At 73.1% G+C, this 12424-nt stretch carries 11 protein-coding genes and 1 riboswitch; of the genes, 8 read left to right on the top strand and 3 right to left on the bottom strand.

Translation table 11 applies throughout. The annotated features are described in order from the left end of the window. The first annotated feature begins 78 nt into the window (after positions 1 to 78). From ABZ815_RS09665 to ABZ815_RS09655, 3 genes are read left to right on the top strand one after another with little or no spacing between them, the layout of a single operon-like run. The gene (locus tag ABZ815_RS09665; protein WP_357695887.1) at positions 79 to 2106 is read left to right on the top strand and encodes an N-acetylneuraminate synthase family protein; all 2028 of its coding nucleotides are present in this window, start codon (positions 79 to 81) and stop codon (positions 2104 to 2106) included. Between the two features lie 3 nt (positions 2107 to 2109). Continuing rightward, positions 2110 to 3096 (top strand): glycosyltransferase family 2 protein, encoded by a 987-nt coding sequence (locus tag ABZ815_RS09660; protein ID WP_357695885.1) that lies wholly within the window; start codon positions 2110 to 2112, stop codon positions 3094 to 3096. Continuing rightward, positions 3096 to 4331, top strand: a complete 1236-nt coding sequence (locus tag ABZ815_RS09655; protein ID WP_357695883.1) for a polysialyltransferase family glycosyltransferase — start codon at positions 3096 to 3098, stop codon at positions 4329 to 4331. Before ABZ815_RS09660 ends, ABZ815_RS09655 begins: the two co-directional genes overlap by 1 nt. On the opposite strand, the gene ABZ815_RS09650 is transcribed toward ABZ815_RS09655, so the two are convergent. Next, positions 4315 to 5490, bottom strand: coding sequence for a DUF6716 putative glycosyltransferase (locus ABZ815_RS09650; RefSeq protein ID WP_357695881.1), 1176 nt, complete (start codon positions 5488 to 5490; stop codon positions 4315 to 4317). The two genes, ABZ815_RS09655 and ABZ815_RS09650, sit on opposite strands and share 17 nt — an antisense overlap. After that, positions 5487 to 6431 carry a hypothetical protein gene (locus tag ABZ815_RS09645; RefSeq protein ID WP_357695879.1) on the bottom strand — a complete coding sequence of 315 codons (945 nt, stop codon included), beginning with the start codon at positions 6429 to 6431 and terminating at the stop codon, positions 5487 to 5489. The genes ABZ815_RS09650 and ABZ815_RS09645 overlap by 4 nt, the downstream gene beginning before the upstream one ends. 97 nt (positions 6432 to 6528) lie before the next feature. On the opposite strand from ABZ815_RS09645, the gene ABZ815_RS09640 reads away from it, so the two are divergent. From ABZ815_RS09640 to ABZ815_RS09630, 3 genes are all read left to right on the top strand, one after another. Next, positions 6529 to 7350 (top strand): aldo/keto reductase, encoded by an 822-nt coding sequence (locus tag ABZ815_RS09640; RefSeq protein ID WP_357695877.1) that lies wholly within the window; start codon positions 6529 to 6531, stop codon positions 7348 to 7350. 19 nt (positions 7351 to 7369) lie between these two features. Beyond that, positions 7370 to 8323: a Gfo/Idh/MocA family oxidoreductase gene (locus tag ABZ815_RS09635; protein WP_357695875.1), complete on the top strand. Its 954-nt coding sequence runs from the start codon at positions 7370 to 7372 to the stop codon at positions 8321 to 8323. A gap of 117 nt (positions 8324 to 8440) precedes the next feature. Beyond that, positions 8441 to 8578, top strand: a riboswitch (cyclic di-AMP (ydaO/yuaA leader). 12 nt (positions 8579 to 8590) lie between these two features. Next, positions 8591 to 9286, top strand: a complete 696-nt coding sequence (locus ABZ815_RS09630; RefSeq protein WP_357695873.1) for a CHAP domain-containing protein — start codon at positions 8591 to 8593, stop codon at positions 9284 to 9286. A gap of 53 nt (positions 9287 to 9339) precedes the next feature. Here the strand turns inward: ABZ815_RS09630 and ABZ815_RS09625 are convergent, their stop codons facing one another. Beyond that, positions 9340 to 10158 carry a class I SAM-dependent methyltransferase gene (locus ABZ815_RS09625; protein WP_357695871.1) on the bottom strand — a complete coding sequence of 273 codons (819 nt, stop codon included), beginning with the start codon at positions 10156 to 10158 and terminating at the stop codon, positions 9340 to 9342. Between the two features lie 165 nt (positions 10159 to 10323). Between ABZ815_RS09625 and ABZ815_RS09620 the strand changes: the two genes are divergently transcribed. Both ABZ815_RS09620 and ABZ815_RS09615 read left to right on the top strand, forming a co-directional pair. Then, positions 10324 to 10752, top strand: a complete 429-nt coding sequence (locus ABZ815_RS09620) for a YciI family protein (RefSeq protein ID WP_357696077.1) — start codon at positions 10324 to 10326, stop codon at positions 10750 to 10752. A 43-nt stretch (positions 10753 to 10795) separates the two neighbouring features. Further along, positions 10796 to 12067 carry an RNA polymerase sigma factor gene (locus ABZ815_RS09615; protein WP_357695869.1) on the top strand — a complete coding sequence of 424 codons (1272 nt, stop codon included), beginning with the start codon at positions 10796 to 10798 and terminating at the stop codon, positions 12065 to 12067. Positions 12068 to 12424: the final 357 nt, after the last annotated feature.

Below are 12424 nucleotides of genomic sequence, written 5' to 3'. Positions count from 1 at the left end.
GGTGACGCTGCCCGTTCAATCCCGGCCTCTAGCTTCTGGGTGCGATCCCACGCACTGAGGAGAAGACACTTGCGAGTCTTGGCCGTTGTTCCCGCCCGCGGAGGTTCGGCGGGCGTACCCCTGAAGAACCTCGCCCTGGTCGGGGGCGTCCCGCTGGTCACCCGCGCGGTACGGGCGTGCCTGCGGGCCGAGCTCGTGGACCAGGTCGTGGTCAGCACCGACCACCCGCAGATCGCCGAGACCGCCCGCGCGGCGGGGGCGGTCGTGGTGCAGCGGCCCGAGGAGCTGAGCGGCGCGACCGCCTCCAGCGAGTCGGCCGTGCTGCACGCCCTCGACGCCCTCGGCGAGGACCCCGAGGTGGTCGTGCTCGTCCAGTGCACCAGCGCGTTCATCGACCCGGCCGACCTGTCGGCCGCCGTGCGCAGGGTCCTGGACGGCGAGGCCGACTCGGTCGTGTCCGGGCTGCCCACCCACGAGTTCCTGTGGACGGCCGCGGGCGCGGGCGTCAACCACGACCCGGCCGTACGGCAGCGCAGGCAGGACCGCGAGCCGCAGTTCCGCGAGAACGGCGCCTTCTACGTCATGCGCACCGCCGGCCTGCGCGAGCACGGCCACCGCTTCTTCGGCGAGGTCGCCGTGCAGCCGGTGCCGCCGCAGCACGCCATCGAGGTCGACGACCCCGGGGACCTGGAGCTGGTGCGCGCCCTCGCGCCGTTCATCGACCAGCCCGAGCCGATCGACGTGGACGCGGTCATCACCGACTTCGACGGCGTGCACACCGACGACCGCGCCTACATCGACTCCGACGGCCGGGAGATGGTCCTGGTCAGCCGCTCGGACGGGATGGGCGTCTCGCTGCTGCGCCGCTCCGGGGTCAAGGTGCTGGTGATGTCCACCGAGCAGAACCCGGTCGTGGCCGCCCGCGCCCGCAAGCTGGGCGTGCCCGTGCTGCAGGGCCTGGCCGAGAAGCGCATCGTGCTGCGCGACTGGCTGGCCATCGAGGGCCTGGACCCGGCGCGCGTGGCCTACGTCGGCAACGACGTCAACGACCTGGGCCCGATGGCCGAGGTCGGCTGGCCGATCGCCACCCCCGACGCGCACCCGCGCGTGCGCGCCGCCGCCCGCGTGGTGCTGACCAGGCCCGGCGGCTCCGGCGCGGTGCGCGAGCTGTGCGACCTGGTGGTGGCCGCCCGGCCCGAGCCGCCGGTCGCCGAGGCCAAGGCCCGTCCGCGGCTCGGCCCGGTCGCGATCGGCGACGTGCTGGTCGGCGACGGCGAGCCGGTGTACATGATCGGCGAGATCGGCATCAACCACAACGGCGACCTCGACATCGCCCGCCGGCTCATCGACGTGGCGGCCGAGGCGGGCTGCCAGGCGGTCAAGTTCCAGAAGCGCACCCCCGCGATCTGCGTGCCCGAGGAGCAGAAGGGCCAGATCAGGCAGACGCCGTGGGGCGAGATGACGTACCTGGAGTACAAGGAGCGCACCGAGTTCGGCTACGACGAGTACCGGCAGATCGCGAAGTACTGCGACGAGCGTGGCCTGCACTGGTTCGCCTCGCCGTGGGACGTGCCGTCCGTGGAGTTCCTGGAGGACATGGACGTGCTGACCCACAAGATCGCCTCGGCCAGCGTCGCCGACCACGAGCTGCTGCGCGCCCTGGCGGCCACCGGCAAGCCGCTCATCCTGTCCACCGGCATGTCCACGCTGTCGGAGATCGACCAGGCCGTCGAGATCCTCGGCACCGACCGGCTGATCATGATGCACGCCACCTCCACGTACCCGCTGCCGCCGGAGGAGGCCAACCTGCGCACGATCACCACGCTCAAGGAGCGCTACGGCGTGCCGGTCGGCTACTCCGGGCACGAGCGCGGCCTGCAGATCTCCCTGGCCGCGGTCACCCTGGGCGCGGTCTGCGTCGAGCGGCACATCACGCTCGACCGCACCATGTGGGGCTCCGACCACGCCGCCTCGCTGGAGCCGTCCGGGCTGGAGCACCTCGTCCGCGACATCCGCATCATCGAGCAGGCCATGGGCGACGGCGTCAAGCGCGTCTTCCCCGGCGAGGAGGCGCCCAAGGCCCGGCTGCGCCGGGTGACCGTCTGAGTCATGACGCCGACCACTCTCTCCGTCGTCGTGCCGGTGCGTGACGGCGAGCGCTTCATCGCCGACGCGCTCGCCTCGCTCGCCCGCAACGCCCGGCACGACTTCGAGTTCATCGTCGTGGACGACGGCTCCGTGGACGCCACCCCGGACATCATCGCCGACTTCGCCCGCGACCTGCCCGGCCTGGCCGTGCTGCGCAACCCCGCCCCCGTGGGGCTGGCCGACGCCCGCAACACCGGGCTGTCGGCCGCCTCGGGGCGGTTCGTCACGTTCATGGACGGCGACGACTGGCTGGCGCCCGGCTACCTGGCCGGGCTGGTGGCGGCCATCGACGGGCTCGGCTGCGACTTCGTCCGGGTGGACCACGTCCAGGTGGAGGGGCGCAAGCGGGTGGTGCACCGGGCTCCGCTGTCGCGCCGCGGCGTGGTGCTCGACCCCCGTGCGGCGATCCTGCCGGCGGGGGTGCGGACCATGGTGGACTACCCGTACGCGTGGGCCGGGGTCTACCGGCGTTCGCTGCGGGACCTGCTGCACTTCCCCGGCTCGCTGCACACCGCCGAGGACCGGCCGTGGATCTGGCGGCTGCACCGGGAGGCGGCCACGTTCGCGGTGGTGTCGATGGCCGGGGTGTTCTACCGGCGCCTGGTGTCCGGCTCGCTGACGCAGATCGGCGACGAGCGGCAACTGCACTTCTTCGACGCCTTCGAGCTGGTCCTCAAGGACCTGGAGCCGGAGTTCCTGCCCAAGGCGGCGCGCAACTTCTGCGCGCTGCTGGCCCACCACCTGGAGCTCGCGGGCCGGTTCACGCCCGCGCTGCGGGCCCGCTTCGAGGAGCGCGGCGCGCAGATGGTCCGCGGGCTGCCGTCCGCGCTGGTGGCCGACGCGGTGTCGCGGATGGCCGTCGAGCGGGAGGCCCTGCTGCGCGCCCTGGTGCCCGACATTCCCCCCAGCCCCCACGTCCGGATCCGCCGGGATCGGGAGGACTCCTGATGAAGGTCTTCTACGCCTCGACGCTGTTCGGCGCCATGTCGCTGGCCGCCGCGATCGACGACGGCCGCTTCGGCACGGGCCGGCGCGTGCTGATCGTGTCGAACAACGCGGCGATCCCCGAGGTGTCGGTGCCGCTCGACGGCGCGCCCGGCTTCGCCGTCCTGCGCTCGCGCTTCGACGAGGTGCACTCCTGGAACGACCTGATCGCCCCGCTGCACCCCTCCGACTGGCGGGCGCGGGTCATCGAGGTGCCGATGTTCGAGCGACTGATCCGCTCCCACCTGGCCCTGGACGACGTCGAGGAGCTGGTGCTGGAGTCGATCGCGGTGCCGCCCGCGCGCACGATCGCCGGTCTGGTGCGCGACTGCCCGATCACCGTCTACTCCGACGGCCTGATGAGCTACGGCCCGACCCGCGACCCGCTGCCGGCCGAGATCTCCCGCCGCATCGAGCGACTGCTGCACCTGGACCTGGTGCCCGGCCTGACCCCGCTGCTGCTCAGCGAGTACGGCGTGCCGCCCGTGGTGCTGCCCGAGGAGCGTTTCCTCGCGGTCGTGCGCGAGGTGGCCGCCACCGCGCCGGACATGCCCTCCGGGCAGGCGGTCATCCTCGGCCAGTACCTGTCGGCCCTGGAGATCGTCACGCCGGAGGAAGAGGCCGGGCTGCACGCCTCGATGCTGGGCGCGCTGGTCGCCCGCGGCTGCACCAGCGTGGTGTTCAAGCCGCACCCGGCCGCCGGACGCCGGCACGCGCAACTGCTGCGCGCGGCGGCCGAGCCCCTGGGGGTACGGCTGACGGTGGCCGGGGAGAGCGTGCCGGCCGAGGTGTGCTTCGCGGCGCTGCGGCCCGAGCTGGTCGTGGGCTGCTTCTCCACCGGCCTGGTGACCGCCATGCGCTACTTCGGCCTGCCGGTCGCCACCTTCGGCACCGGCCTGGTGCTGGACCGGCTCACGCCGTACGAGAACAGCAACAGGATCCCGGCCACGATCGTGGACGCCCTGCTGCCCCGGCTGGGCGCCGACGGAGTGATCGACCGGCCGCCGCGCACGGACCTGCCGGCGCTGGTGCGCGCGGTCGGCTACTGCATGCAGGCCGACGCCTATCCCGAGCTGCGCCCGTCGGGGGTCGCGTTCGACCCGCGCTACTTCAAGCGCAAGCGCCTGGAGACGCTGGGGCTGGCCGAGCCGCCCTCGGCGCTCTCCAGGCTGCGCAGGAAGATCAGATCAGCGATCTGAGGTAGCGGCGCACCCGCCGCCTGGCCCGGTAGCCCGCCCGCAACATCGTGGGCGGCACCTCCACCCGCAACCTGGCCCGGCGGCGGGCCGCGGCGTGCTCGGGGCCGTCCAGCAGCGAGCGGGCGGGCGGCCGCCCCCCTTCCGCGGCCAGTCCGGCCAGCAGGTCCGCCCAGTCGTCGCGCCCGGCGGGGTGGAAGTAGTTGGCCTCGCACCACCGCGGCTCGGCCGGGCGGAAGTCGCCCAGGGCCAGGTCGTCGAGCGTGCCGAGCAGGCCGCTGCCCTCGAACACCAGGTTGATCATCTCGGCGCTGACGCCGAAGTCGCTCAGCACCAGCGACGGCACGCCCATGGCGACGGCCTCCAGCGCGGCCGTCGAGCTGACCGTGACGAACCCGGCCGCCCGCGAGAGCTGCTCGTGCATCGACCCGGCCGCGAACGTCAGCCGGCCCGGCTCGCCCATCTCGCGCCAGAGCCGCTGGTAGTGGTGACGTTCGTTGTGCGTCTGGCGCTCGTGCTCCAGGGCGCGCAGCTTGACCACGACCTCCAGGCCGGGGCGGCGTCCGGCCAGCTCGGCCAGGGCCCGCAGCACCCGCTCGCGCTCCTCCCGCGCCCGCGGCACCTTGGCCTGGGTGGCGAACACCACCCGGTCGCCGCCGGCCGCCGCGCCGGGCCGCAGGAACGGCAGCCGGGCCAGCCCGACCGCCCCGCCTCCGCCGAGCCGCCCGGCGATCTCGGAAAACTCGGCCACCTCGCGCTCGCTGTGGACCACGAACAGGTCGCAGCCGCTGCGGAACAGCCACGCCTTCTCCGTGGCCGGGACCGAGATGCCGGGCAGCCCGCTGACGAACACCGGCCGTGCCCGACCCGCCGGCCGCAGCCCGGCCAGCACGTCGGCCACCAGCACGTCCACGACCGGGCCCGTGCAGCCGACCAGGATCGCGTCGGGCCTGGTGCGCTCGGCCAGGCGGCGCAGGGACCGCGCCGAGAGCACCGGGGGCGCCGCGCGCCCGCCCACCGCCGCCGCGATCTGCTCGGCCGAGGGCGCGATCGGGGTACGCACCACCACCAGCTCCGTGTCGCAGCCCGGGGGCAGGTCGTCGAGCAGGCAGGCCGCCCACTTCAGATACGAGTCGGAGTCGGCTACCGCCAGCACCCTCACCTGGAAGCTCCTGTCAAATGCGATCGCAGGTCGGGGGCCGCCCTGCTCGTCCACCAGTCGTCGGGAACGTCCACCGGCTCGACCTCGACACCGCGCGGGCCGAGCAGCACCCGCAGCGAGGTGATCGCGGTCGAGGGAAGGCTGAGCACGCGCTGCCCCGCGTCAAGGCCGCGCAGCGTCAGCTCGGCCGGCACGCCCGCGTCGTGCACGGTGATGCCGGGACGCTCCCTGATCAGCGCGAGGTCGACGGGGTCCTCGCGGCGGTGCGGGTAGTAGGCCAGCGGCTCGCGGCCGGCCAGGTCGGTCAGCCAGCGCAGGTAGCGGTCGCGGTGCACCAGGCCGTTGCGGACCAGGGAGGTGCCGAGGACGACCGTGCGCTCGGCGGGGCCCTGCGTGCTCGGCGGCTGGGCGCGCAGCCAGGCGAAGTCGTGGTGCACGAGGTCGACGCCCGCCTCCCGGACGGCGTCGGCCAGCTTCTCGGGGACGGGCAGCGCGGTGAAGACCGAGACCCGGCTCATCCGCAGCCGCAGCGCGGCGGCCAGGCCGAGCAGGGCCCGCGCCCGCGACGGCGTCGCCCGCGCCCGCAGCAGCGGCCGGTACGGCCCGGCGGCCAGCAGTTCGAGCAGCCTGAGCGTGGCCAGGCCGTCGTCCACGACGACGATGCGGCCGGGGTCGGAGGTCAGCCAGCGCACCTGGACCTTGCCGGAGAACGCGTCGCCCACGGCCTGGACGCGGCGCGGCATGCGCTCGCGCGGCTCGTCCAGCACCAGGCCTGGAGGCAGGTCGAGGCGGCGCAGCTCCTTGCGGGTGGCGCGCAGCGGGCGCAGGCCGGCGCGCGGCACGACCACGGTGTCCGGGCCGAGCAGCCCGGCATGGTGGGCCTCGACGGCGCACAGCATCTGGAGCGGAGACTCCACCCAGGCCGACGCCTGTCTGACCACTCTGTTTCCCCCAGCCGGTGGAGCGCCTTGCACGACCCGTCACAAGCTAACCCGGCCTGCTTAAGCCGCAAGAAACGACACGTGAACAATGGAGGGTATGAACTCGCTGATGCTCAACACCGACGGTGTGCAGATACCACAGCTCGGCTTCGGCGTCTGGCAGGTCTCTGCCGACGACGCCGAGCACGCCGTGACGACCGCGCTGCGCGCCGGATACCGGCATGTCGACACCGCCGCCGCCTACGAGAACGAGGAGGGCGTCGGCCGGGCCGTGCGCGCCGCCGGGGTGCCACGGGAGAAGGTGTTCGTCACCACCAAGCTGTGGAACGGCGACCACGGGCGGGCCGAGCAGGCCTTCGACGAGAGCCTGGCCCGCCTGGGCCTCGACTACGTAGATCTTTTCCTGATCCACTGGCCGGTTCCGGAGCAGGACAAGTACGTGCAGGCCTGGCGGGCGCTGGAGAAGATCTACCGTGACGGCCGGGCCAAGGCCATCGGGGTCTCCAACTTCACGGTCGCCACCCTGACCCGGCTGATGGACGAGACCGACATCACGCCCTCGATCAACCAGATCGAGCTGCACCCGTACTTCCAGCAGCGCGAGATGCGGGCCTTCCACGAGGCCAACGGCATCCTGACCGAGGCGTGGAGCCCGCTCGGGCAGGGCAAGGGGCTGCTGGCCGACCCGGCGCTGCGCGTGCTGTCGGAGAAGTACGGCAAGACGCCCGCGCAGATCGTGCTCCGCTGGCATCTCCAGCTCGGCAACGTGGTGATCCCCAAGTCGGTCACCCCGGCGCGGATCGAGGAGAACATCGACGTGTTCGACTTCATCCTCGACTCCGAGGACCTGGTGGCCATCGGCGCGATGAACTCTGGGCGGCGCATCGGGCCCGACCCCGACTCGTTCAACCTGACCTGAGCGCTCTACGATCTCGGGCGTGCGAGATTTCACCTGGGGAATAGCGGCGACCGGCGGCATCGCGCGTACCGTGGGGGCGGCCATCGTGGCCGAGCCCGGCATGCGGGTGGCCGCCGTCGGCTCGCGGAGCCTGGTCAGGGCGCGGGCCCTGGCCGACGAGCTGGGCGCGGAGTCGGCCTATGGCTCCTACGAGGCCCTGTGCGCCGATCCGGCCGTCGACGCGGTCTACGTGGCCACGCCGCACGCCCAGCACCTGGAGGTGGCCGAGGCGGCCATCGCGGCGGGCAAGTCCGTGCTGTGCGAGAAGCCGCTGGCGGCCGGCGTGGCCGACGCCGAGCGCATGGTGGCGCTGGCCCGCGCGGCCGGGGTCTTCCTCATGGAGGCCATGTGGATGCGGTTCAACCCGCTCATCCAGCGGGTGGCGGCCGATCCGCGTTTCGGGGAGATCCGCTCGGTGCGGGCCTCGTTCGGGTTCGCGCTGCCCTACGACCCCGCCCATCGGCTGTGGGCGCCGGAGCTGGGCGGCGGGGCCCTGCTCGACCTGGGGATCTACCCGTTCGGGCTGGCGCAGCTCCTGCTCGGCATGCCGCGTGAGCTGCGGATCACCGGCTCGCTGGCGCCGAGCGGGGTCGACGCGGAGGCGGGCGGGGTGCTGCTCTACCCGGACGGGCGGCGGGCGCTGGTGGACGTGTCCCTGCTCGCCCATCACGCCAACGACGCGAGCGTGGTGGGCACGTCGATGCGGGCCGACATCCTGGCGCCGTTCTGGGCGCCGCAGCGGGTGCTGCTGTCGGGGCCGTCGATGGAGACGGAGGAGCTGGTGCTCGACCCGGCCGACAACGGGTACGCCGGGGAGCTGCGCGAGGTGCGCGCCGCCACGGCCGAGGGCCGGACCGAGAGCGCCGTCATGCCGCTTGACGAATCCCTTGCCATGATGGGGCTTCTGGCCGACGCGCGGGGGCAACTCTCCTAGCTGCGCCTTTAGGCATTTGCCTTCTTCTTGCCCGATGTATTACCTTGTGGGGCATCTCGCGGCAGACGTCCGGTTTGTCCGGCTTTGTCCAACCATCGCAAGACATTTCACAGGATCGTCCTGTGACCGCTGAATCCGCCTCCGGGCGGAACCGGGGACCCACGTCCTTTGGGGTGAATCGGCACTTCGGTGCCGTAGGGCAGCTTCCACGTCCGAACCCGTCAGCTAACCCGGTAAGCGGCATGGAAGCAAGGAGTAATGCCCTCGATGGCCAAGCACCGTCCCATCCGTGCCCCGAAGATCAACCACCTCCGCGCCGCACTCGGCGCGACCATCATCGCCACCGCGATCGGCGCCCACGCCACCGCCGCCGGCGCCGACAGCGTCGACCCGGCCGCCTCCACCGGCCACTCGGCCGTCGCGCCGCAGGCCGCCGCCCAGACCGGCAGGGCCGGGGAGACCCAGGTCAACGTCACCGCCGCACAGGTCCTGGCCGTGGCCAAGGCCCAGGTCGGCATCTCCGAGAACGCCTACGGCGGCGGCACCAAGTTCCAGAAGTGGTACGCCGACTCCCAGCGCGCCGCCGAGACCGTCGCCCGCGACGGCGGGAGCCGCCAGGACTACGTGAACGCCGCCTGGTGCTCGATGTTCGTCTCCTGGGTCGGCGAGCAGACCGGCGCCCGCCCGCAGGTCGGCTGGGACGCCTGGACCGTGGCCCACGCCAAGTGGTTCGCCGCCAACAAGCGCTGGGGCACCGAGGCCAAGCCCGGCGCCGTCGTCTTCTTCTCCTGGAGCGGCAGCAAGAGCCTGGACGCCATCCAGCACGTCGGCTTCGTCGTCAAGGACAACGGCAACGGCACGATCTCCACGGTCGAGGGCAACACCGGCAACGGCAAGGTGGAGGAGCGCGTCCGGCCGAAGTCGCAGGTCGTCGGCTACGGCTACCCGCAGTACGCGGGCTGACCTCCCCGGCTTCGAGCGCGCGTCCCGCACGAGGGACGCGCGCTCGCCGCGTCTCAGGGCCGGACCGCCACCAGCGAGTACAGCACCGGCAGGTGCGAGTCCCCGAACGGCAGCCGGTAGCGCCCGTCCTCACCCTCGGTCAGCAGCCCGCGCGGGTCCAGCTCGGCGGCGACGTGCTCGCCCAGCTCGGCCACCGTGAGCCCGGCGCGCGCCGCCGCCGTGACGATCTCGCCCACCGAGTACGGGTACTGGACGGTCTCCTGGGCCTCGGTCACCACCCCGGCGTCGGCGTACGTGCCGGTCACCGTCTCGCGGTGGGCCTGGCCGCCGCCGTAGGGCCAGTCGGCCACCAGCGGGTCGAGCGAGGCCACCGTCTGGTAGGCCGGATGCAGGTCGACCAGCACCAGCCGCCCGCCGGGCCGCAGCGCCATGGCCGCGCCGCGCATCCAGGCGGCCAGGTCGCCGATCCAGCACAACACGCCGTACGTGGCCACGGCCAGGTCGAAGCCCCCGGCCAGCGACTCGGGCAACCGCTGCGTGTCGGCCTCCACGAACGTGGCCGCCAGCCCGGCCTCGGCCGCCAGGTCGCGGGCGCGCGCGACCGCCACCGGGGAGAAGTCGACGCCGGTCACCCGCGCTCCGAGCCGCGCCCAGCTCAGCGTGTCCATGCCGAAGTGGCACTGCAGGTGGAGCAGGTCCTTCCCGGCGACGTCGCCGGCCAGGCCGCGTTCGAGCGCGTAGAGGGTCTGCCGACCGGCGAGGAAGGCGTCCACGTCGTAGAACCTGTCGGCAGGCGTGGAGCCGTGGACGCGGGCGCGCTCGTCCCAGAGGGCCCGGTTGGCGGGGAGGCCGGCTGCTGCGGGTTGGGGCATGGGCCGAGGATGGCACATCGGCCACGCGGTCGCACGACCGGTACCGTGCCCTGGACAACGAACGATCCGCCCCCGCGTGTCGATCCGGCGGGCGCCCGTTCGACGCTCGGGTGAGACCGGCTCCGCGGCGCGATCGCGGGGGGAAGGGACGGCAGAGTGAAGTTCATGATCGTCGGCAAGGCCAACGCGGAGACCGAGGCGGGGGCGGTGCCCAGCCAGGAGGTCGTCGACAACATGCACGCCTACAACGAGGCGCTGACCAGGGCGGGGGTGCTGCTGGCCGCCGAGGGCCTCTACCCGAGCTCGCAGGGCGCGCAGATCGCCTACAGCGGCGGCCGGGCGAAGGTGATCGACGGCCCGTTCGCCGAGGCCAAGGAGCTGATCGCGGGGTTCTGGCTGATCCAGGTGAAGTCCAGGGAGGAGGCCGTCGAGTGGGCCCTGCGCGTGCCCGTCCCCGAGGGCTGCGACGGGATCGCGCTGGACGTGTGGCGGGTCTACGACGCCTCCGACGCGCCGGACGCGGCCTCGTCCGACCCGGTGGACGTCGAGCGGGAGCGGGCCATGCGCCGGCGCCTGGGCACGTGGGAGCCCTGACCGAGGCTTGCGGACCCCGGGCGGCGGCTGGTGTCATGTGCCGATGACGGCTTCCGAGGCACCCCGGACGATCGAGGCGGTGACGGCCTCCGACGCCCACCGGGCGGTCGAGGCCGTCTGGCGGATCGAGGCCGCGCGGCTCATCGCCGGCCTCGCCGGGCTGGTCCGCGACGTCGGCCTGGCCGAGGAGCTGGCCCAGGACGCGCTGGTCGCGGCCCTGGAGCAGTGGCCGGAGTCGGGCGTGCCACGCAACCCGGGCGCCTGGCTGATGACGGTCTCCAAGCGCCGCGCCGTCGACCTGATCCGCAGGAACGAGCGCATGTCCCGCAACCTGGCCGAGCTGGGCCACCGGCTGGAGAGCGCCGAGGAGCCGCCCGAGCCCGACGAGATCGAGGACGACCTGCTCCGGCTGGTCTTCACCGCCTGCCATCCGGTGCTGTCGATGGAGGCGCGGGTGGCCCTGACCCTGCGGGTGCTCGGCGGCCTGAGCACCGACGAGATCGCCCGCGCGTTCCTGGTGCCCGAGCCGACCGCCGCCCAGCGGATCGTGCGGGCCAAGCGCACCCTGGCCGACCGGGAGGTCCCGTTCGAGGTGCCGCAGGGCGCCGAACTGGCGGGACGGCTCTCGTCCGTGCTGGAGGTCATCTACCTGATCTTCAACGAGGGGTACTCGGCGACGGCGGGCGACGACTGGATGCGCCCCGGCCTGTGCGAGGACGCGCTGCGGCTGGGCCGGGTGCTGGCGGGGCTGATGCCCGCCGAACCCGAGGTGCACGGGCTGGTCGCGCTCATGGAGATCCAGGCGTCCAGGGCGGCGGCCCGGGTGGGGCCGTCCGGCGAGCCGGTGCTGCTGCTGGAGCAGGACCGCACCCTGTGGGACCGGCTGCTCATCGGGCGCGGGCTGGCGGCGCTGGCGCGGGCCGAGAAGCCGGGGGGCGCGGCCGGGCCGTACACGCTCCAGGCCGCCATCGCGGCCTGCCACGCCCGCGCGCTCGATCCCGGCGACACCGACTGGGTGCGCATCGCGAGCCTGTACGAGTCGCTGGCCCGGCTGGCCCGCTCCCCCGTCGTCGAGCTGAACCGGGCGGTGGCGCTGTCGATGGCCTACGGCCCGGCGGTGGGCCTGGACCTGCTCGACCAGATCGTGGACGAGCCGTCGCTGAAGGGTTACCACCTGCTGCCGAGCGTCCGCGGCGACCTGCTGTTCAAGCTGGGCCGGCGCGGCGAGGCGCGGGCGGAGTTCGAGCGGGCGGCCTCGATGACCCGCAACTCCCGCGAGCGGGCCCTGCTGCGCGAGCGCGCCGCCGCCTGCTGAGGAACGGCGATCCCCTCTGCGGAGGGCGGACGTTGGAACGTGCCGGGCGGCCGTCACGCTCCGTGACAGCCGGGCCTGACCCGGAGCAAGCACGGAGGGTCCGGGCGACATGCCCTTGATGCGGCACGAAAGATGTCTCTTGAGGTGGGAGCGCTCCCAAACGGCCCTTCGCGCCCTTCATGCCCCTGAATCCTGATTTTGGGGCGCAAAACGCACCATTGGTAACGGTTCCGTTTCGGTGGATTGACGGACACAGCCGGTAAGTGCACCCTTTGTGGGAGCGCTCCCAAAAACTCCCACCGCGGCGGAGCGCGTGCCGCGGTGCACCTCCCCCACCATTCACCCGAGAAGGGGTCT

Source organism: Nonomuraea sp. NPDC047529 (genome assembly GCF_040642995.1).
In the GTDB taxonomy this organism is placed as follows: Bacteria; Actinomycetota; Actinomycetes; order Streptosporangiales; family Streptosporangiaceae; genus Nonomuraea.
The sequence above is the reverse complement of the archived record's forward strand: the minus strand, read 5'-3'. Positions and strand labels throughout refer to the sequence as shown.